The organism is Enterococcus sp. DIV0970a, from assembly GCF_051711265.1.
GTDB classification, from domain to species: domain Bacteria; phylum Bacillota; class Bacilli; order Lactobacillales; family Enterococcaceae; genus Enterococcus_D; species Enterococcus_D casseliflavus.
Map to the genome: position 1 here is coordinate 743,423 of NZ_JBIOMF010000001.1, position 20,951 is coordinate 764,373.

General features: G+C 39.6%; 22 protein-coding genes and 1 pseudogene. 14 read left to right on the plus strand and 9 right to left on the minus strand.

From position 1 onward, the window contains the following. Positions 1 to 2 precede the first annotated feature (2 nt). The gene (locus IGK14_RS03485) at positions 3 to 944 is read right to left on the minus strand and encodes a DUF5067 domain-containing protein (RefSeq protein ID WP_231435117.1); all 942 of its coding nucleotides are present in this window, start codon (positions 942 to 944) and stop codon (positions 3 to 5) included. A 12-nt stretch (positions 945 to 956) separates the two neighbouring features. Here IGK14_RS03485 and IGK14_RS03490 point away from each other — a divergent pair, with 12 nt between their 5' ends. The 4 genes from IGK14_RS03490 to IGK14_RS03505 all read left to right on the plus strand — a co-directional run bounded on the left by IGK14_RS03490 (position 957) and on the right by IGK14_RS03505 (position 3,424). Continuing rightward, positions 957 to 1,718, plus strand: a complete 762-nt coding sequence (locus IGK14_RS03490) for an N-acetylmuramoyl-L-alanine amidase (protein ID WP_154694183.1) — start codon at positions 957 to 959, stop codon at positions 1,716 to 1,718. A gap of 45 nt (positions 1,719 to 1,763) precedes the next feature. Continuing rightward, complete coding sequence (locus tag IGK14_RS03495) at positions 1,764 to 2,144, plus strand: transcriptional regulator (RefSeq protein WP_154694184.1); 381 nt, start codon at positions 1,764 to 1,766, stop codon at positions 2,142 to 2,144. A 53-nt stretch (positions 2,145 to 2,197) separates the two neighbouring features. Further along, positions 2,198 to 3,121, plus strand: coding sequence for a peptidoglycan amidohydrolase family protein (locus IGK14_RS03500; RefSeq protein WP_218568741.1), 924 nt, complete (start codon positions 2,198 to 2,200; stop codon positions 3,119 to 3,121). A 144-nt stretch (positions 3,122 to 3,265) separates the two neighbouring features. Further along, entirely contained in the window at positions 3,266 to 3,424 is a 159-nt protein-coding gene (locus IGK14_RS03505) for a hypothetical protein (RefSeq protein ID WP_154694185.1), read from the plus strand. Here IGK14_RS03505 and IGK14_RS03510 read toward each other — a convergent pair whose 3' ends face one another. The 5 genes from IGK14_RS03510 to IGK14_RS03530 all read right to left on the minus strand — a co-directional run bounded on the left by IGK14_RS03510 (position 3,425) and on the right by IGK14_RS03530 (position 6,626). Continuing rightward, positions 3,425 to 4,192, minus strand: a complete 768-nt coding sequence (locus IGK14_RS03510; protein WP_142962773.1) for a hypothetical protein — start codon at positions 4,190 to 4,192, stop codon at positions 3,425 to 3,427. It abuts the gene before it with no gap. Between the two features lie 736 nt (positions 4,193 to 4,928). Next, the gene (locus IGK14_RS03515) at positions 4,929 to 5,183 is read right to left on the minus strand and encodes a hypothetical protein (protein ID WP_194186232.1); all 255 of its coding nucleotides are present in this window, start codon (positions 5,181 to 5,183) and stop codon (positions 4,929 to 4,931) included. A gap of 188 nt (positions 5,184 to 5,371) precedes the next feature. After that, the gene (locus tag IGK14_RS03520; RefSeq protein WP_154694187.1) at positions 5,372 to 5,662 is read right to left on the minus strand and encodes a DUF5960 family protein; all 291 of its coding nucleotides are present in this window, start codon (positions 5,660 to 5,662) and stop codon (positions 5,372 to 5,374) included. An 11-nt stretch (positions 5,663 to 5,673) separates the two neighbouring features. Further along, positions 5,674 to 6,003, minus strand: coding sequence for a hypothetical protein (locus tag IGK14_RS03525; protein ID WP_128489035.1), 330 nt, complete (start codon positions 6,001 to 6,003; stop codon positions 5,674 to 5,676). A 425-nt stretch (positions 6,004 to 6,428) separates the two neighbouring features. Further along, on the minus strand, positions 6,429 to 6,626 hold the full coding sequence (locus IGK14_RS03530) for a hypothetical protein (protein WP_016610551.1): 198 nt from the start codon (positions 6,624 to 6,626) through the stop codon (positions 6,429 to 6,431). Positions 6,627 to 7,025: 399 nt separating this feature from the next. On the opposite strand from IGK14_RS03530, the gene IGK14_RS03535 reads away from it, so the two are divergent. The 3 genes and pseudogenes from IGK14_RS03535 (at position 7,026) to IGK14_RS03545 (ending at position 9,693) form a co-directional block, all read left to right on the plus strand. Continuing rightward, positions 7,026 to 7,772, plus strand: a complete 747-nt coding sequence (locus tag IGK14_RS03535) for a YcjF family protein (protein WP_154694188.1) — start codon at positions 7,026 to 7,028, stop codon at positions 7,770 to 7,772. A gap of 96 nt (positions 7,773 to 7,868) precedes the next feature. Then, positions 7,869 to 8,375 (plus strand): hypothetical protein, encoded by a 507-nt coding sequence (locus tag IGK14_RS03540; protein ID WP_060792899.1) that lies wholly within the window; start codon positions 7,869 to 7,871, stop codon positions 8,373 to 8,375. Continuing rightward, positions 8,375 to 9,693 (plus strand): annotated as a pseudogene (locus tag IGK14_RS03545) (glycosyltransferase family 2 protein). The gene IGK14_RS03540 and the pseudogene IGK14_RS03545 overlap by 1 nt, the downstream one beginning before the upstream one ends. Positions 9,694 to 9,758: 65 nt before the next feature. Here IGK14_RS03545 and IGK14_RS03550 read toward each other — a convergent pair. After that, positions 9,759 to 10,457: a GntR family transcriptional regulator gene (locus IGK14_RS03550; RefSeq protein WP_034858220.1), complete on the minus strand. Its 699-nt coding sequence runs from the start codon at positions 10,455 to 10,457 to the stop codon at positions 9,759 to 9,761. A gap of 199 nt (positions 10,458 to 10,656) precedes the next feature. Here IGK14_RS03550 and IGK14_RS03555 point away from each other — a divergent pair, with 199 nt between their 5' ends. From IGK14_RS03555 to IGK14_RS03570, 4 genes are all read left to right on the plus strand, one after another. After that, positions 10,657 to 12,036, plus strand: coding sequence for a glycoside hydrolase family 1 protein (locus tag IGK14_RS03555; protein WP_154694189.1), 1,380 nt, complete (start codon positions 10,657 to 10,659; stop codon positions 12,034 to 12,036). A gap of 11 nt (positions 12,037 to 12,047) precedes the next feature. Continuing rightward, on the plus strand, positions 12,048 to 13,361 hold the full coding sequence (locus tag IGK14_RS03560; RefSeq protein WP_438711594.1) for a PTS sugar transporter subunit IIC: 1,314 nt from the start codon (positions 12,048 to 12,050) through the stop codon (positions 13,359 to 13,361). Between the two features lie 152 nt (positions 13,362 to 13,513). Beyond that, positions 13,514 to 13,813: a MazG-like family protein gene (locus IGK14_RS03565; protein ID WP_081117217.1), complete on the plus strand. Its 300-nt coding sequence runs from the start codon at positions 13,514 to 13,516 to the stop codon at positions 13,811 to 13,813. Between the two features lie 72 nt (positions 13,814 to 13,885). Then, positions 13,886 to 14,344 carry a GNAT family N-acetyltransferase gene (locus IGK14_RS03570; protein WP_081117216.1) on the plus strand — a complete coding sequence of 153 codons (459 nt, stop codon included), beginning with the start codon at positions 13,886 to 13,888 and terminating at the stop codon, positions 14,342 to 14,344. Between the two features lie 256 nt (positions 14,345 to 14,600). On the opposite strand, the gene IGK14_RS03575 is transcribed toward IGK14_RS03570, so the two are convergent. Next, positions 14,601 to 15,440, minus strand: a complete 840-nt coding sequence (locus tag IGK14_RS03575; protein ID WP_081117215.1) for an AraC family transcriptional regulator — start codon at positions 15,438 to 15,440, stop codon at positions 14,601 to 14,603. 114 nt (positions 15,441 to 15,554) lie between these two features. Between IGK14_RS03575 and IGK14_RS03580 the strand changes: the two genes are divergently transcribed. Further along, positions 15,555 to 16,433: a DMT family transporter gene (locus IGK14_RS03580; RefSeq protein WP_081117214.1), complete on the plus strand. Its 879-nt coding sequence runs from the start codon at positions 15,555 to 15,557 to the stop codon at positions 16,431 to 16,433. A gap of 74 nt (positions 16,434 to 16,507) precedes the next feature. Here IGK14_RS03580 and IGK14_RS03585 read toward each other — a convergent pair whose 3' ends face one another. After that, positions 16,508 to 16,648, minus strand: coding sequence for a hypothetical protein (locus IGK14_RS03585; protein WP_005237363.1), 141 nt, complete (start codon positions 16,646 to 16,648; stop codon positions 16,508 to 16,510). Positions 16,649 to 17,259: 611 nt separating this feature from the next. Here IGK14_RS03585 and IGK14_RS03590 point away from each other — a divergent pair. Continuing rightward, on the plus strand, positions 17,260 to 18,906 hold the full coding sequence (locus IGK14_RS03590) for an SH3 domain-containing protein (protein ID WP_438711598.1): 1,647 nt from the start codon (positions 17,260 to 17,262) through the stop codon (positions 18,904 to 18,906). Positions 18,907 to 19,150: 244 nt separating this feature from the next. Beyond that, positions 19,151 to 20,923, plus strand: a complete 1,773-nt coding sequence (locus IGK14_RS03595) for an oleate hydratase (RefSeq protein ID WP_438711599.1) — start codon at positions 19,151 to 19,153, stop codon at positions 20,921 to 20,923. The last annotated feature ends 28 nt before the right edge of the window (positions 20,924 to 20,951 follow it).

Genomic DNA, 20,951 nt, shown 5'->3' on the forward strand with positions numbered 1-20,951 from the left:
CTTTACTCGTAATAGCCTTGTTCGATAGCTTCTAATGTTTGAATTTCACCAGATGTTAATTCTCTATCTCGAATACTTTTTATTTCATTATATATACGTCTTGCATTTTCAGAAGTTCCTTCAGGCAATGTTGTTTGCTCAGCTTGACTACCATTAAATGAATCTTCATATTGACCGGAACCTACTACATAAGTTTCGTTTTCACTAGCTCTGACTGCTTCTTCCCAATCCTCGGCTGTCCAGCCTTCAGCCTTTGCTTTTTCCCACTCAGCTTCACCTTCTTGCCAGCTTGCTGGCATATCGGAAAGGCCTTCGTTATAGGAACTATCTTCATTGGGATTATTTGTATTGGCTAAAGATTTTGTTTCTTCAGGCTTTTCTAATTCAGTCAAATCAATTTCATAAATACCTATTTCTTTATCTTCATACATAGCTATCATTTTAACTGGGAAATCTAAGTTATCCAGAGAGTAAGTCTCTATTATGTCCACGGTTTTATCGGGTAACAGTTCATCAGAACGAGAGTTTTCTTTATCAACTTGCTCATTATATGATTCGACATCATCTGTTGATCCAAATGCATCTAAGCTATAGTAGGTATTATCGAGATCAACCTCAGAAGTTTCATTCTCTTGTTTAAATAAAACGTAATCATTAATAATATCAATAGGTGTGATATTGTTATCTGAAGTATTCTTTAATGAATACGTTATATATAACCCATAGCCATCTTCAGACGGACTTTTAACTATTTCAGAATTTTTATAAGTAAGTTCAAACTCGTCAGTAATGATTTTCCCATATTCGAAGTCAGCTTTCTGTTCTTCAGAAACAGAAGTCGTTTGAGAAGTTGTATCAGTTGGGGGAGTTGTACTTTCTTCATTATTAGAACATCCGGTCATTATTAAACCAACAAACAATAAGCACGGTACGACTTTTTTCATCTTCTTTCCTCATTGTTCGTTGATGATATTGAAGCAATCTGCATTATTCCGTTGAATGAAGTTGCTTATCATGCGAATGATATCCAAAAATATGTAAATGGCCAACCGTACTATCCACTTAGAAGTATCTTAGGAAATGCTAACTACTCCACGATTGGGGTTGAAATGTGTTTGGATAAGAAGGGAAACATTACTGAAAAAACTTTCCAAAACACTGTTAAGGCTGTTAAAGAATTGATCGCTATCCATCCTAATATTACAAGAGAAAAGATTTGGCGACACTTTGACGTAACAGGTAAGAATTGTCCGGCTCCTTGGGTAGCAAAGCCAAGCGAATTAGAACGATTTAAAGATGCAGTCTTTGGCTCGAATGGGAATTCTAGTAATAACAACACTTCATCAGAAAAGCCAAGCACGCCAGCTAGTAAGCCAAGTTATATTACCTTATCAGTAGATGGCAAGTTTGGTCCGGCTACTGCAAGGCGGTTGCAGCAATATTTTGGGACCACACAAGACGGTGTCATCAGTCATCAGTATAAGCAGAAATTTAATCAGAATATTTATGCCGCACAATTTGATCAAACACTGAGAGGATCTAATGTAATACGTGCTTTGCAGAAATTGCTAGGAGTCTCTCAAGATGGATTAATGGGTCAAGCCACAATCAAAGCATTACAAAAGCGATTGGGTACTACGCAAGATGGTATTATCAGTCCAGTTTCAAACGTGGTATCTGCATTGCAAAAAGTACTGAATACTAACAAATTACCTTAGAACTATTTTGTATATATTTGCAAACCATTGATAGGAGTTGTCAGCATGACTAATGAAACTAGGGCACACATTCGCAGCATACTATGGCAATATAAAAAGATCGAAAAAACATTTAAAGAGTTCTCAGATATTATTGCAACAGATAGGAACCCTTATATGGAGTATCCATTAGGTGAAGAAAATCCAAGCTGGACAATGAATCAAATTTTATTTTACAAATCATTTTTAAGAGTGGTCAATGGTGTTCTAGAAGATTCAACACTTGATGTTAGAGATATATTTTATGTGAAGTATTACAACGGCCATTCTAAGAAATGTATAGCGATTGTAGCTGCGGAAACTTTTCTAAGCGAATCTACTATAAAGAGAAGAGATGCAGAATTTATTAATGAAATCGCAAAAAGATTAGGCTGGCTATCGGTTTGACCTCTTTCTATACCCATTATGGTTTAACATTTAATTAAGGACGTACGTTCACCATGGACGCATGGTTAAAAAGAGAGGGGAAATTAAAAATGGCTAGTATTGAAAATATGATCAAATGGTTTAAGGATCGAGAAGGTAAAGTAACTTATTCAATGAATTCACGTTTAGGACCAAATAGTTATGACTGTAGTTCGGCTGTGTACTTTTCATTGATTGCGGGAGGTTTCTTACCTTCGGGTACAGGGATTGGAAATACAGACTCACTATTTGCGTTAGAAGGTAAATTGCTTACTTCGATTACTCGTTCTGAAGTGAAACGGGGGGACATTTTTGTTGCAGGGTACAAGGGAAACTCTGGCGGTTCGGATGGACACACTGGGGTTTTTGTTGATAGTACAAATATTATTCATTGTACCTTAGGAGGCGGAAAAAATGGAATCGTAACGACGCCAGCTACAAATTGGATGGGAGATTATAGTGGATTGCCAGTATACTTTTACCGATTAAAGGGCGCTAACCCTCCATTTAAGTACAAAGTGGATGACGTTGTTTATATCAAAAACAATGCTACTCATTACTTTAATGGTGACTTAATTAGTGATAACGACAAGAAACTTGCTGGAAAAGTAACGGGTGTTAAGTATGACGATACCGGCCGAAATGGTGAGCATAACTTAGTGTTTGTAAAACAAGTTCAAACACCTACAATTATTAATCACTGGACCTTAGAACGTGATTTGGAGAAGTGGTCTCCAACAACTACCTATATTTCTAATGGTGAAATTGTCAAATTCAAAGCAGCAGCACAGAGAACAGTAGAAGGAACACTATTGACATCTGATCAGAAATCAAAAAGTGTAAAAAAAGTCGATACAATAGATATTGCACCAGTGAATGTTGGTACAGGAACTAGTTATCGTAAGTACAAGCTTGAGGGGATTGCTGGATGGATCTATGAAACTGATGTTCAAAAATGACATTTCAAGTTGATCATTTAGTATATTCGAATAACAAAAATACCACTCCGTAATAGGAGTGGTATTTTTTATAAATAAATAGCCCAATACGGCGGGGGTATAAAAAAATGTGCTATAGTACCACCCAATTAAGAGGTGATTAATTTGACTGTTAAACAATTTGTAGAATTGCTGGAAACATTAGATCAAGACAAAGATATTAAGATTATTGCTGTTGGATCAGACAATAATGCAACTACCTTGATTAAAGATGTGGAAATTGCAAAGGCTGACGATTGTTATAAGATATTAGTGGATGGCTAATTAGGAAATAATGAAATGTCCGTTTTTCACTTGGTCAGTAAACATGTGGTCAGTAATATCTTTATCTTGTATCAATGTCATTGAAGATAAAATATTCAGCGATATTGAGTAGGAAATAAAGTCTTTGTTATAGAAATCTTCCGGAGAATTTATGCTAGTGTCAAAACCTTTTTTCTTTAGTTCACTTTGGGCATAATCTGTTTCATATAACTGATTTAATGGAAATCTATCAGTTTCTTCCATGCATCGTTTTGCAATTAAAAGATTTCCTTCTCCAATGAATTTGAATACAGCATTTCCGATTTTCTCACAACTAGCTTTATCGGGTAAAATACCTTTATGCACGACATTATTTCTTAGTTCAACTGCGGACCTTGACAAACTGATAGGTACTTTACCGTTTGAAAGACTTATAAATGAAGTTACATAAGCACCTTCCAGTCTTTCAGATCTATCTAGTTTCGTTAACATAGTTTTAACACTTTCTAAATCTTTTATTTCATTATAACTATGAGCGGCTACAAACTCTTTTTTATAGGCCTCATAAGCAGAATACAGTGTATGGAAGCTTTCAAAATAGTATCCTTTCAAAAATGATTCAACACCTTGCTGAATTAAAAACTGTGATCTAGGTGATGCTGAGATAAAAAAGAATTCGTGTCCTTCTGAACAAGAAATTGTTTTTCCAGAAAAGAAAGCTTCATTTATTTCTACGTTAATATAAGAAGGTTTATCTGTACATTTTAGACAACTACAATTTATTCTCATTTTCTATTCCTCCTCTCTTCCAGTGCTGTAACACTGATAATAAGAGTATAATATTTTACACATACGAACAGAAAGAGAACGTAAAAAGCTCCTTACTCAATTAGAGCAGGGAGCCTTTGTTTATTTCCTTCAAAAGTTAATATACTTGCAGAAACTAAGTTTATCCTATAGATTAGTAGGTGCGTGCAATACTCTACGAGGAGTATTAGGCGGTAATGCTTGGGGAAGTGTGCCTAGTACTCTTCGATTTTTATATTCTATCATGATTACTACTTAATAGATATTATTGATTAGAAAACCGTCATAAATTGGTTGAGTTTAATTAATAAAAGATGTAATCTAGATTCATAACCAAGTGTTTTTTTCGTTTACTCTTTCGAGATCCACTCTATTATAGCTAGGGTGGATTTTTTGTTGAAATAAAAACTATATTCTTGTAGAATGAAATCATAGCCTTAACCGGGGCTATTTCATTTTATATCTTTTTTCAGGCCCACTCTCCTTGAGGGTGGGTTATTTTTGAGCAAAAGGTTTGAATAAATTTTAGATTGCTCATATAATTAATTTACCATATAAAAAAACTTTTTTATCTAATTGAGCCACTCCTACCCGGGAGTGGTTATTTTTTGTAAAAAAAGCACAGCATATTCTCATATGCCGTGCAAGTGAAACTATGTTCCGTCATCATAACAATCATCATATAGTAATTTACTGAATAGGAAAAGTAATACGCTTATCAAACATTGATATTTTCAAATTCAATCATAATCTTCGTCTTACCAATCACCAAATACTTCCGGACTATGAATTGATTTCTACTATTATACTCAACAGCAACCACAATTTGCATTCCCTCATCCACATCGCCTAAGAAAATCAAATTGTGTGCAGCAATCAAGCAGTTAACTTCGTTAAGCGAAAACCGCACCAAAGGGGTCTTGCTCACCTTCAACACACGTATCTTCGATACATAACCTTTCATCGTTTTCATAACGATCGCCTCCGTAAGCTTGTACATAATAGCGACAATCCGTTTTACCTAGTGTGACCGCAACATAAAACTCGACACATTTTGAACCGAATAAGCATTCTTGTGATTCGGAAACCGAGTCGGGAAATTCATTTATAAACTCAGAGAGAGAGAGGTATCCCTGCTCGTATTGAGTAATAAGATTCATATCAGTTACCGCCAGGTCTATATTTTTCATTAGGATCGTACTTCCTAAGTATCTCATCTTGTGTTCTGACATGATCAAATAGATAGTTTTCTCCGTCTTTTTTAAAAACAAAAGCTAGCACCTCAGAATATTTTGAATAGCTCGAAGGGACGGTAAAAAAAGGTTTGCCGGTGTTTTCCATCGTCCGAACAAACTGATCGTAAAGTAAGTGGGCGGGACCTATTCTTTCGATAAACTCGTAGTAATATCTTTCGAGTGCATAGGTTCTTTGATGCGCTAACGGTATTTGCATATCAATCGCTCCTATTCCATTTCGACATCAGCAAGAGAATCTGACAGTACTTCAAATAGATTTCTACTTTCCATAAATTTAAGCCAATCATTGTAAGGGTCTAAGGATCGACTGTTTGGAATCTTATCCATATTTTTAACAGTCTGATAGATATTTTGTGCAGCTTGATCCCACATACCGTTAATTGCTTTGTTAACTTTTTTATCGTTCCACTTAGCCTTTCCGGAACGCAATTTATTCTTAGCAATTTGGAATTCCTCGGCTTTTTGCATAAATACTTCGTAACCAGATAGACGGTTTTCCAAAAGGTTTTTAAAATCATTATATTTCAATTTGACCACTCCTTTTGTTTATTTCTTCTTCAGTATACGAACGTTTGTTCGTTTTGTAAAGGGATTAAATAAAGAATAAGGGGCAAAAAAGGGGCAAAATAACTTTATTAGTTCGAACTAGTTGATTTATTTTTATAATTTAAATTGATCAAAAGGCTATTATATAGGCATTTCTATACTGGTAGAAATGAGTGCGGCAGACAATCTTAGATGGGCGGCATGATGTAAGCAAGCCTTGAGAACTCCTCTTTTGAGGGGTTCTTTTTTTGTGCGATCTAAAAATACTTCAACACAGAAAAAGACAAAAAACCTTTCTTCTTAGTATTCTAAGCACCAAAGAATTGGTTCATTGCTTGAATAAAAGGAGAAAGGATTGGTAGATATAAGCTATCTATTTGTCTTGTAAAGGCAGCGTGTTTTCTAAGGAACGTCAATTACAACCGTTCCCAAAATCCCTGCGCAAAACCAGTAATAAATTCGTAGAGAGCCGGCAGTATCACCGAAATACATAAAACGACAAAGACCATTTTCTGAACAGCAGTTAATTGTTTGAGGAAATGGTTTTTTGTGAACAATAAATACGCGATACAGATAACGGCAAGCAGCTGCAATAGATCAAATAAAATGGACAAGAAAATCACCTTTTCTGATTAGATTGAATGGGGGATAGAATGATGGATTATCTTAACATAGAGCAAAGGGTTGAATGATATGGTTCTGAGAAAACGTGAAGATCAACGTTTATAAAGAAACGGTATTTCGACGCCAAAGAATGCGAAGATCCCGCTTAAAAGAAAGTAAGTCAATAAGCCTAGATAAAAAAGGACTTTCCAATTCAATTTCTTTTTCATTCGATCCACTCCTTTTGTGTATCATAGCATAAAAAAACGATAATATAAATAAATAATCTAAAAATGCAAATTTGCATTTTTCAGCAAGTGTAAGCTCTCTCAAGCTACATTTTCGCTATCTTGAAAAACCTGAGCTAAAATAGAAAGAGGAACAAAATCATGGCTCACTTTGATTTTTAAATGAACAACGAGTCGAAAGAAGGAGACATTTCTTTGAAAAAACCATGGATAAAACGCAAAAAGAAGCAAAACGAAAATGAATTATTAACGGAACAGTCCGTTCAAGTCGAGCAAAGTCAAATGGGAGAAGAGTTGCAAGAAGAAGCGGAGTTTACTTCTTTTTTTGCGGATGTCATGAAGCGAATGCCGAAAAAATCGGCTGCCCTGGTGATGAAAGGCTATGACGGATCAAAAGCCCAGGCGGAAAAAGTGTTAGCGAAAAGCAAGGATCAATTTGATCAGGTGTTTGAGGAGTTTTTGGTTGGCGTAGATGATGAAACACGGAAAAAAGCCCACCGCACGATCCATGCGGCTTCTTTGACGGCGGGGATCATCGGCTGTTCACCGATTCCCTTTTCAGATGCAGTGTTACTTGTGCCAGTTCAGATGACAATGATGGCCCGTTTGTATCGTATTTTTGGGCGAACATGGCGTGAAGGGTTAGCGAAAAGTATTTCGAAAGAGCTAGTCGTTGTGAGTTTTGGTCGCAGTGCCGTTGGCAATATCTTGAAATTTGTCCCAGCAGTCGGCACCGTTGCTGGAGCTGCAATCAATGCCAGTGTGGCTAGTGGTATCACCGAAGCATTAGGCTGGGTGACGGTCAAGATGCTGAATGATGGGGAAGATGTGTTTGAGCAAGTGATGTCCTTTAAAGGCCAATTTCACACGCTGTTCAATGCGTTGAAAGTTGGCAAGAAATCTAAGTGAGACAAACAGAAGAAGAACGAAGCAGGTCCAGACGACTTGCTTTTGTTGCTTCTTTTTCTTCACAGCAAATAAAAAAAATTTTAAGGAGTGAGTAAAATGAAACAACGAGTGACACGGGAAGAAGTCAAAGAACGGTTGGTCACCGATGCGTATTTTCAAAAAGGTCGTTCCGCTTTAAAGACCCGCCAAACGATTTTGACGATTCTTGCTTGGCTGATGGTCTTGGTTCCCTTTGTCTGGCTGGCCATTCCGTTGACGCTGCCGAATCTGGCGGATCGGATCGCCTTTCGGACCTATTTAGAAGAAGCAGTCACTTTCGAATTTCTAGCGTTATTTTTAGGCATTTCTTTTTTGATTTTAGTTCTTACGTTTACTTTATTAACTTTGAGGAACAACCGCCGCTTCAAACGATTGCTGCAAAAGCAATCGATGCATGATGAAGCTGCCTTGGAAAAACGCAAAGAGTTGCTAGAAGCATTTTACGAAGAACGCTTCGGGACGAAAGAAGAACGCCACGGGGCAAAATACTACGCGGTTGCACCGGAGCAAAACATCGGAGAAAGAGAGATCCAAGAACTTTTCCGTAGAAATGGGGTGGGCTGATGGTTGTCAATTTTGATACTGGGTTCCCGTGGTTGGACACATTTTTAACAGTCGTTTTAATGATTCTGTTCACGTATCCGATTTTAGGTGGCTTTGCTTGGTTCATCGGGGTGATCTGCAATCGTTTTTTGTTCCGTTATCGACAATTAGAGTGGATACCGATCTCCGCAGAGATCGAGCCGATGATCACGATTATGGTACCAGCTCACAATGAAGAAATCGTTATTGAAGACACGATTCATTATTTAATGAACAATCTGAACTACAGCAATTATGAGGTGTTGGTGACTGATGATGGCTCAACGGATCAAACCCTGTGATACTAGACCGATTGATGGAACAGTACCCAAATCTAAGAGTGTTGCGCATCGAAAAAAACCAAGGAAAGGCCCATGCCTTTAATATTGGGGTAGGGTTTGCCAAAGGGGAATTGATCTTGAGCAACGACGCAGATACGGTTCCTGAACCTGATGCGTTATGGAAATATGTCAATTATTTCATCCGCCAAGATTCCATCAATATCTCTGCCATTACGGCGAATATGGACGTTCAAAATCGCACAACGATCGTAGGGAAATCACAAACCGTTGAGTTTTCAAGTATCGTAGGAATTATCAAACGGACCCAGCAAGCCGTTTTCGGCGTCATCTATGCCTATAGCGGTGCCAATACGATGTATCGACGCGCGGCATTGATGGACGTGGGTCTGTTTCGACAAAATCGAGCAACAGAAGACATCAGTATTGCCTGGGACCACCAATTCCGAGGTTGGCTGTCTTTATTTGCTTCACGAGTGATGTTTTTCATGGAGGTGCCAGAAACACTCAAGATGCTCTACCGACAACGGAAACGCTGGGCGAAGGGCGGTACAGAAGTATGGCTGACCAACTTTAAAAAGGTCTTTTTGCATCCTTTTGAAAACATTGGTCGAACCGCTATGTTTGTCGATCAAACATTAAGTATCATCTGGTCATTCTTTTTCTGGCTTTCATCTGCCTTGTTTGTCTTCTATCTGATCTATTATGGTGCAACTGGGAATTACGAACGGATCTATCATATGTTTACGATGGCCTTTCTCTTCGTTTGTTTCGAGATGATTGCGGGGGTCATGCAGCTATTTACCAGCCTCTTGGCGGATGATAACCGCAGCAAGCTGAAGTATTTCCGTTTTGCCCCTTTTTACATGCTGTTTTACTGGATGATCAATGCCATAACGATCGTCACTACCTTTATTCCAGCCGTCAAGACCATCCTTGGCTACGGCAGCGGCGTTTGGGTCAGTCCAGAGCGAACGGCGAAAAAAACCGAAGAATCTTAACGAATACACCTTCCCTGGATAATAAAAAACAAGTCTGAGTTTTCTTCAGACTTGTTTTTTTGCCTTTAAGGTTCAGAAAGATAGTAAATCTCACGATTTTGGTATGGATAACGAGTTTGCGAAAATTCGAAAGGTCGTCCGTCGGAGAGACGAGCAACTTGTTCTAATTCTAAGATCGGATCATTGGGATCGACTTCTAAATATTTGATATCATAGGAATCCGCTTTGTCGGCACGGATTTTACGTATGGCGGGACCTATTTTGAGATGTAAGGAATCAGTGATGTATCGATAGATCGAGTGTTCAAGGATCGCCATATCAATATCGGGAATGGTTTTGATGGGCATGATCGTGTACTCCAATTCAAAGGGTTCGTTATCAACATAGCGCAGTCGTACGATATCATAAACAGGTTCGTTTTCTCGCAAAGACAAGTAATCCATTTCGTTGGCTTCTGGAAAACGTACATTGAAACTAATGATTTTACTTTGCACTTTATGCCGTCCGCCATATCGGTTGACTAAACCGATATACTCATTGATCTGTCCTTGGTAGGTCGCTGAATTGACATAGGTGCCATGACCTCTTTTGGTAGAAATCAGGCCTTCTTGCTTCAATTGATTTAGCGCTTTTTGGATCGTCATTCGCGAGGTTTGAAATCGTTTGGCTAACGCCGTTTGTTCCGGTAGTTTTGATAAAGCTGGAAAAACTCCTTCATAAATATCCGTCCGCAACTGATCAACGATCTCTTTGTATTTTGTCATAGTCATCACTCCTTATGTAAAGAAATTCATGGACTTGAGTTTTGTTTGAAGGGGATAAAAACAAGGTATATCACTAAAGAATCCGCTGAAATTCACATGTATAGAAAAAGCTTTACATGTGTTTTTGAAAAATTTACATGCCTGTTTCGCCTAATTATAATAGGTTTTGTAAGCGAATACAAATGATGGAGGAATCAATATGAAAAAATTTTACTGGGGAAACAGTGTCAGCAGTATGCAGACAGAAGGTGGTTGGAATGAAGGCGGTAAAAGCTTATCCGTTTATGATATACGGGAAGCATCGGAACAGGCTAGCGATTGGCATGTAGCAAATGATAACTATCATGCGTATACAGAAGACTTTGATTATATGCAAGATTTGGGGATGAACATGTATCGTTTCCAAATTTCTTGGTCAAGGGTCGTTCACGATGGAGATGGTGCCTTTAATGAAGAAGGGATCGCCTATTACGATCGTTTTATTGATGATCTGTTAGCTCGAGGGATCGAGCCTATGATTTGTTTGTACCATTTTGATATGCCTCTGCATCTGGCGAAAACCTATAACGGGTTCATCAGCAAAGAAGTGAAGGACGCATTCATTCGTTTTGGAAAAGAAATGGTAGATCGTTTTGCGGATAAAGTCCATTATTGGTTAACCTTTAACGAACAAAATCTTTTCTACCAAGACCATGGTTTTAAGATCAGCGGTTATTTAGAAGGGGAAGAAACGACAGAAGAATTGTATCAGATTTTCCACAATGTCATGGTTTGCCATGCAGAACTCTGTAATTATCTTCATGAAACAACAAATGCGAAGATCGGCGGCATGCTGGCGTATTCTGAGGCGTATCCAGCGTCTTGTCGTCCACAAGACATCAAAGCAGCAAGAGAGTTTGATGAATTTGCGAACTTTACTTTATTAGATTGCTATGCGCACGGCAAGTATTCGGCAGCACAAGACCGATACGTGAAAAATCATCAACTCAATATGAATATTTTACCTGGGGAATTAGAAGCGATCGCAACGCAGAAAAATGATTACATTGCCTTTAGCTATTATGCTTCTTCTACCTTGAATGCTGAAAAAATTCCTGATGGAACGCCGCCGAATCGGTACATGACTTTTGGAAAACAAGACAATCCGTATATTGAAACGACGGAATGGAATTGGCAAATTGATCCGCTCGGCTTCCGTGATGTCTTAAATAAAGTCTATCAGCGGTACCGGTTGCCAGTGTTTCCGATTGAAAATGGGATTGGTGTCAGAGAGCATTGGAATGGCAAAGAACCGATTCAAGATGATTACCGCATTGCCTACCATCAAGAGCATATTCGAGCGATGTTTGAAGCGATGGTGGAAGATGGAGTGGTCTGTCTTGGGTATCTTGGTTGGGGGCTGATCGACATTTTGAGCTCGCAAGGTGATATGGAGAAACGATACGGACTCGTGTATGTCAATCGTGGCAATCATGAGTTGCGAGATATGAAACGTGTACCGAAAAAATCGTATGAATGGTTCAAAGAAATGATCAAAACGAATGGTAGTACGATCTATACAAACCCATATACAGAATAGGAGGAACAAAAATGGCAGCAGAAAAGCGCACGTTTTTAGATAAATTTACAGAGTTTTCGGTCCGTCTCGGCAATCAGGTTCATCTCAAAAGTCTTCGTGATGCGTTTGCGACCTTAATGCCTGCCTTTATTATCGCAGGGATCGCTGTGTTGTTTAATAATGTCTTCTTTCCATGGTTTTTAGAAGGGGCTACCTTGGCGCGAATGCAAGTGTTTGGCAATTCCATCACCAATGGAACATTGAATATCGCCGGTCTGCTGATCGCCCCGATGATCGCTTATTTTCTTTGCCGCAACAAAAACAATCCGAGCGCCATCAATGCAACCTTTGTGGCAACGACTTGCTTAGTGGTCATGTTGGCGATGGCTCATGCCGTGATGCCAGAAGGCGCTCAAGCAGAAGTGACCATCAGTGGTGTGATGCTATTTGACGATGTCGGGACCAAAGGGATGTTTTCTGGAATCATTTGTGGGTTAGTTGCCACGGAATTATTTATTCGACTGTCAGAAAACAAGCACTTAAAAATCAATTTAGGGGATCAAGTTCCTCCTGCCGTCAGCAAATCCTTCAGCACGTTGATCCCTGCTATTTTGGTGATTTCCTTCTTTGCCGTAGTTGCGACCGTGCTAGCAACCTTTGATACCGACCTGATTCAAATCATTTCAACAGTGATCCAAGAACCCCTGCGTTTATTGAACACATCGATTTTTGGGTTCTTGATCATCTATTCAACGGGCAATTTTCTGTTTACTTTAGGCATTCACCAAACCGTCATCAATGGCACCTTGTTAGATCCATTGCTGTTAGTCAATATGAATGAAAACATGCAAGCCGTGCAAGAAGGCGCTGCGCCGCCCAATATCTTAAATTCAGCATTCGTGACGGTTTTTGCTCAACTAGGTGGGACTGGGTTTACGATCAGCTTGATCATTGCAGTGCTCTTATTCGTTCGCAATTACCAACCTTTTCGAGATGTCGTCAATCTATCCCTAGCTCCGGGTATTTTTAATATCAACGAGCCAATCATCTTTGGTTTACCGATCGTCTTCAATTTACCAATGATCATTCCCTTCGTTGCAAGTCCAATTGTTGCGACGTTTATTGGTTACTTTGCTACCGCAGTAGGATTCATTGAGCCGCTTTCTGTGATGGTTCCTTGGACGACACCACCAATTCTTAGTGCATTATTGGCATCAAAAGGGGATTTTAAAGTTGTTTTGGTTCAAGTGATCATCATCGTCGTTTGTGTAGCAATCTATTTTCCATTTTTAAAAATCGCTCAACGGGTTGCAATCAAATCTGCTGAATTGGAGCGGGCAGAATAAACAAAACAGGATGAATTCTATACTAGAGTGACCTACAAAAGTTAGAACAAAATTCTAACGTTTTGGGGGTCACTATTTTTTGAGGTGATTTTTTTACTAAGTTTCTATTTTGAACTTTAATTAAATGGTATACTATCCCAAAAGGAGCGACTATGAAAATTTCAGAAATGCAAAAAGCGATTTATCAAAACAAAATCGATCACCAATTCAATGTCACAAATATTGAAAAAGAGTTTTTGGCTTTATATGGTGAAGTAGGGGAAGCCTTTGACGCGTATCGGAAGCAACAAGAGGTAGGAGAAGAATTGGCGGATGTGGCGATTTATCTTCTTGGGTTAGCGGAAATCCTTTCCATCGATCTTGAAGCAGAGATTCATAAAAAAATGGCCGTCAACCAAAAGCGTCGTTATACGAGTTATGGCAATGGCTATGCCAAACGAATCGATAATTGATACACGCACAAAAACTAGTGGATTCCTCGAGTATAGGCCCTTACCGAAATAGAAATGGAAGCAGGAGATAGGATGGAAAAGAATGTAAGCATGCGTGAATTAACCACGGCGGATTTAGCAGAAGTCGTGGACCACTATATTTCCGTATTTTCAGCAGAACCATGGAATGACCAATTGACAGTGCCGCAAATCACCGACTATGTATCATCAATGATGGCAATGAATACTTTTATTGGTTATCGACTAACAGACCGAGCATCGAATGAATTGATTGGTCTTTCATTAGGCTTTATCAAGCCCTGGTATCAAGGAAAAGAGTATGTGATCGATACTTTTTTAATTACTGGCACGCACCAAGGAAAAGGCTTGGGTTCCACTTTTTTAGAAAGGATCAAAGAGGATCTGCTCAAGAAAGAGATTCCAACGATCCTGTTAGATACCGAAGAAAGTATGCCAGCAGCGGATTTTTACAAAAAGAATGGATTTAAACCGCTACCAGATAATGTGAGCTATTATTTATCTCTAGATTAATAATAGCTTGTCAATAAATAAAAAAGTCTGCGAAAAAAATCGCAGGCTTTTTAGTTATGCACAGTTTCAACAGGTTTATACACAATATATTGTAGGAACGTGTTTTCGCCTACTAAATATTGGGTGTGTGGTTTTTAGAAAAGGATTTCAAGGAGATTCTTATGGACCAATGAGTGTAAAAGTGAAAAAAGTACTGAAACGCTTATAGAATATAGCAAAATTTATCTAGATGAGAGACTCTGTTGGTACCGATCAGCTAATTTCTATCATCTTCGCGATAGGTCTTGCGATACTGCAGCGGCGTTAAACCAAATTTACGCTGAAATCTTTTGCTGAAGTAGCTCAAGTGATTGAAGCCAACGTGGTAGCAGATGGTTGAGACAGGCTCATCCGTTTCGATCAATAGGTTTTTGGCTTGAGACAATCGATAATCAATCAGATAGTTGATTGGGGTCAATGTCGTGTATTGCCGAAAAAGGGCGGTACAAGTACGTGTATTGATGGCAGCAGCTTTAGCGATCGCAGGAACCGTTAATGGTTCTTGATAATGCTCATGGACAAATGCCAGCATTAAGTAGATAGTTTCTTTCTTGGGTGAAGCAGGCCTTGCAGCCATTAGCTGTGAAAGGGCAGCTAAAAACAATTCATAGAGAGTAAATCGTTGTTCAATAAGCAGAGGCAGACGCACGGTTTGAACAAATGCTTGATGTTGGGCGGTTAAGGTTAAGCGCCGATAGCTGCGGGTGCGATCGTGGACTAATTGTTCGATCGCTTCTTTAAAAACAGGGTCAGCAATAAAGCCTGAAGAAAAATCAAAGCAGCAATATCGGACGTTTTCTGAAGCTAAAACAGCACCATGGAGTACACGGCTATTAATAATGATCGCCTCATTCTTATTTAGCAAAATTTGCTCGTCGTCAATCGTATACATGAAGCTACCTTCTTCGACCCATACGATTTGTAGCTCGTCATGCCAATGTAGAGGCAATTGGTCGCCACGCTTTTGTTGCAAGCAACGTTGATAAATTGCAAAGGAGCGATTTGTAGTTGTATGTTTGGTCGTTTCTTCGTTTTCTTCTGTGCGTTCAAAGTACATACCGCACCACCTTTTTACTTAATAGTGTTAAAAACAATCAGGATATTGACAAAAATTCACTATCTGATTCGGTATAATACTAACAAAGTTAAGCGAAAGACAAAAGGAGTTTTTATGAAAAAAACAGTTGGGATTGTTTATGCTTGTTCAGCAGCAGCTTTGTGGGCAGTTTCTGGCATCGCTGGACAAATTTTATTTACAAAATATGGTATTTCAGCAAATTGGCTCGTTTCAACACGATTGGTTCTTTCAGGGTGTTTGTTGCTAAGTATTGGGTTAAAGGATCGCGCCCGATTGATTTCCCCATTTCGGGAGAAAAAGGACTTCATTCAGCTGCTCTTGTTTTCTTTCTTAGGCATGTTTCTCGTTCAATTTACCTACTTTAAAACGATTGAGCAAAGCAATGCTTCGTTTGCAACGATTATTCAATATACTGGACCTTTCTTTGTTTTACTCTATGCTGCGATAGCCAAAAGGCAGTTCCCCTCTTTAAAGACATGTTTCTGGTTATTGGTAACCTTACTTGGCGTGACGGCTGTGGCATCAAAAGGACAGATTGAGCAATTAGCGACTTCCCAATCTGCGCTAGGCTGGGGGTTAGCATCAGCGATATCACTAGCTTTTTATTCTATACAGCCGCGTAAACTCTTGCAAAAATATGGGAGTTTACCAGTTGTCGGTTGGGGGATGTTGATTGGTGGAGGCTTGGGGAATGTGGTTCATCCAATGTGGCAGATAGGTAGTCAACTGAACGTTCAAGTGATTCTTTATTTGCTGGTGGTCATTTTATTTGGAACAGCACTAGCGTATTTGATTTTTTTAACAAGTTTACGCTATTTATCCTCAACACTTGCAACAGTTTTAACAGCAGTTGAGCCACTGCTGGCTGCTTTCTTATCGATCATTGTTTTTCATGATCACTTCACAGTGGTGGAGCTAGTAGGATTTATGGCAGTTATAGGGAGCATCATGTGTTTACAAAAAAAATTGTGAAAAAGACGAGATTCGCCAAAATCGGTGAAGTCTCGTCTTTTTTATAAATCAACAGAAAAAGAAAACGCAGGAGTCTACGCTTTCTTTTTCTGTTCTTCTTTTTTCTTGTCTGTGGTCGGTACGGAATCTAGGGCTTTTTTGAAAATCTCTTCTTTTTTCGTTTTATAGTTATGTTGTCGTTCAGCATACACTTTTTCTTTCGTCTTTGTTTTCATACTCGGTCACCTCTTCCTTTTTTTAAGTATAGCATGATTTCACAAACTTATGCAAATCCTTGGTTTTCTCCTTGGTGTTATAATCTTTCTCGTAAAACACATTGTAAAAATATTTCTTTTGGCAGAGATGAGGGACTTCTCTATTAAAAAATTCGCATGCGGTTGGAAGCGATGTAACAGGATTTCATCTAAGCGTCGATCACAAAGGTGAAAGCAGCGTTCTTTTTGAAACAATTTTTTCACAGAATCCCTCGTGTAAAAAAGGAATGATAAATGGGTGGTTTTAGTATCGATTTTTGAAAAAGGGGATCAGGAAAGAAATGTTATTCAAATAACAGTCTTGTTTTTCAAAAAGTGGGTTTGTTTGCAAAAAAAATCCTGTTTTTATTCGCGAATTAAAATAACGTTGAATGAAATAGCATTTTTCTGTCGTTTATAGAAATCTTTGTAAATAGAGTGCCATTGAGCAACACCAAAGAGAAAGTGATCAAAAAGAATAACGCAGGAAAATAAATGACACGTTTTATTAAACGTAAATTAAAAAAATACAAAACGAAAACAATATCAAAAAATATTAATTTTTGTTAAAATGGGGTACAGGGGGTGTTTTATTGGAATCTCGGAAAATCAAACGTAAGCGTTTAGTGAAACAAAAACGGTCCCTTTTCGTACAAAAAGGATTGGGTATCACAGCAGCGTTAGCATCGACTTCAGGTGTCTTTACGTCTCTTGCTCATGCGACCGAAACGACAAACGCTTCGTCATCAACCAACACAACTGCTACTCTTGCCAGATCGTCAGCTGAAACGGCGATCAATCGACAATTTAAAACAACAGCTTCACTGAATGTTCGTTCAAATGCTTTAACAAGTGCCTCTATCGTAAGTGGTGTAGGAGCAAATACAACAATCACTGCGGTGGCTCAAAAGAAGGGTACCTCAGTGAATGGCAATACAACATGGTATAAGCTATCAACAGGCGGCTGGATCTCAGGGGCTTATGTGAAAAGCACTTCAGGCTCTTCTTCTGCCAATACAGGCTCGTCCAATTCGTCGTCGTCTTCTTCATCGGAAAAAGCAATTTCGAAATCAGTGAAAACGACCACTGCATTGAACGTCCGTTCAAATGCAACGACTAGTTCTAGTGTCGTACGTGGACTAAGCAGCAATGCGACGGTGAAAGTTGTTGCACAAAAGAGTGGAACGTCGGTGAATGGCACGACCACTTGGTACAAATTGTCCACAGGCGGTTGGATCACGGCAGCCTATGTCAAAGATGTTTCCAGCAGTTCGACAGGAAATAGTTCTTCTGGCGGCAACACAAGTGTTTCTGCAGAAACGGCTATCAGCAAGAACGTGAAAACAACAGCGGCATTGAATGTCCGTTCGAGTGCCTCAACAAGTGGTAGTGTCGTTGGCAGCCTAAGCAACAGCACGACGGTGAAGGTCGTTGCCCAGAAAAATGGCACATCCGTTGGCGGCACCAATGTTTGGTACAAAGTATCGACTGGTGGCTGGATCACAGCGGCATATGTGCGTGACGTCACGTCTAGTTCTGGAAATACAAGTAATAACAATAATTCAAACACAGGTTCAAGCAACACTGGTTCATCAAACGGCTCAAACAATGCGAGTGAGCAAGCCATCAATAAAACGTTCCAAACAACCACTGGTATGAATGTCCGCTCAAATGCATCGACTTCTGCAAGTGTAGTCAGCAGTTTGGGCAGCAATGCTACCTTCAAAGCAGTCGCTCAAAAACAAGGTACGTCAGTCAATGGCAATGCCACTTGGTATAAGTTATCAACGGGTGGCTGGGTATCTGCAGCGTATGTGAAGGAAGTCAGTGCAACGACTTCTGGCAACAATAACAACGCAGGCAATACCAATGTTCCTATGAGCGTGAACGGAACAGCGATCGTTGCAGAAGCTAGAAAACATATTGGCACTCCTTATCAATGGGGAGGCAAAGGACCAGATGTCTTCGACTGTTCCGGGTTTACACGTTATGTCTTCTTAAAAGTGACGGGCAAAAACATCGGTGATTGGACAGTCCCACAAGAAAGCGCAGGGACGATCATTCCTGTCTCGCAAGCACAAGCTGGCGACTTGCTGTTCTGGGGTCAAAAAGGGAATACCTACCACGTAGCGATCGCTACCAGTAATACAAGCTATATCCATGCGCCAAGCACGGGTTATACAGTCACCGAAGCACAATCAGGCTTTTCGACTGCTAGCTTCGCTCTACGAGTGAAATAAATGTTTCATTGAATAGGCAAAGGGTTTGTCCTTTGTTAGAAACGCCCCTAAGAAAGCTGCCATCAGTTTTCTTAGGGGCGCTTTTTGGGTTGGGCGCAGATCTTTTTAAAAGGTGGGGCTTTGCCCTGTTTTTTTGACAAAAAGGCCGATTTGTCAAAATCACTTGTTTTTACTAGTACAAATTTTTGTCAAAAAAAATAGTTACTGATACCATAAAAACGTACCAATATTAGGAGGGATCTACATGAGATATACGAACGGAAATTACGAAGCTTTTGCAAGAAGCAGAAAACCGAAAGATGTCGAAAAGAAAGAAGCCTATATTGTTGGTGGGGGATTAGCAGGACTTGCTGCGGCAGTCTTCTTGATCCGTGACGGCCATATGGCGGGTGAGAAAATCCACGTCCTTGAAGAACTTTCTTTATCAGGCGGTTCATTAGACGGAAAATTCATTCCCCATGATGGATTTGTGACCCGCGGCGGTCGAGAAATGGAAAATCATTTTGAGTGTCTGTGGGATCTATTTCGCTCGATTCCATCTTTGGAGGTGGAAGATGCTTCGGTGCTAGATGAGTTTTACTGGTTGGACCACGATGATCCAAATTCGTCTAACTGTCGGATCATCCGCAATCGCGGCCAACGAGCAGCAGATGATGGAGAATTTACCTTGTCTGCTACAGCACAAAAAGAATTAACCCAATTATTTATGACTTCAGAAGATCAATTGATCGGGAAAAAAATCGAAGATGTTTTTGGCGAAGAATTCTTTGAATCTAATTTTTGGCTATACTGGTGTACGATGTTCGCCTTTGAAAAATGGCATTCGGCGATTGAAATGCGCCGCTATGTGTTGCGTTTTGTGCACCATATCGATGGCTTGCCTGATTTTACTGCGTTAAAATTTACCCGTTACAACCAATATGAGTCATTGGTCAAACCACTACTTGCTTATTTGGAAGAACAAGGAGTTGACTTCCAATATGAATGCACCGTCAGCAATATCGATGTTCGGATCGTGGGCGAGGAAAAAGTTGCTAAAAAACTTGTGCTAGAAAAAGCGGGGGCAATCGAAGAAATTCCTTTATCAGAAGATGACTTGGTCTTTGTTACCAACGGATCGATCACTGAAAGTTCCACGCAAGGGGACCATTATACTCCAGCGCCTATCTCAAAAGCACCTGGTGGCAGCTGGCGTTTATGGAAAAACTTGGCGGCGCAATCGCCTGAGTTTGGTCATCCAGAAGTCTTTTATGAAAACTTACCTGAAGAAAGCTGGTTTGTTTCGGCAACCGTGACTTGGCAGAATTTTGATGTGGAACCTTATTTAGAAAAATTGACCCATCGCAAGTTACGAACAGGCAGAATCGTCACTGGCGGGATCATCACCATCAAAGATTCCAATTGGATGATGAGCTTTGCGACCCATCGCCAACCGCACTTTAAAGAACAAAAAGACCAACAAACGATCACATGGGTGTATGGCTTGTTGTCAAATACACCAGGGAACTACATCAAAAAACCAATTGAACAATGTTCTGGACAAGAAATCGTGCAAGAACTGCTTTACCATTTAGGCGTGCCAGAAGCAGAAATCCAACGCATTTCAAAAGAATCAAGTGTGGCAGTCCCTGTCTACATGCCGTTTATCACTTCTTACTTCATGCTGCGTGAACCAGGGGATCGGCCATTGGTTATTCCAAATGGCTCCAAAAACTTAGCTTTTATCGGTAATTTCGCAGAGACTGAACGAGACACTGTTTTTACAACAGAATATTCCGTTCGGACTGCAATGGAGGCTGTTTATCAGCTATTAGCTGTGGAACGTGGGGTACCAGAAGTGTTTGCTTCCGCTTATGATCTACGTACTTTGGCCAAAGCTGTCTATTATCTGACCGATAAGAAAAAAATTACGGAAATGGAGCTGCCGTTTATCGAACGGAAACTCTTGGAAGGCTTCGTTAAGAAAACCGAACATACCTACATTGGCGATCTGTTGAAAGAAAACCATTTGATTTAAATAAAACGCAACGACAACGAGGCGAAAG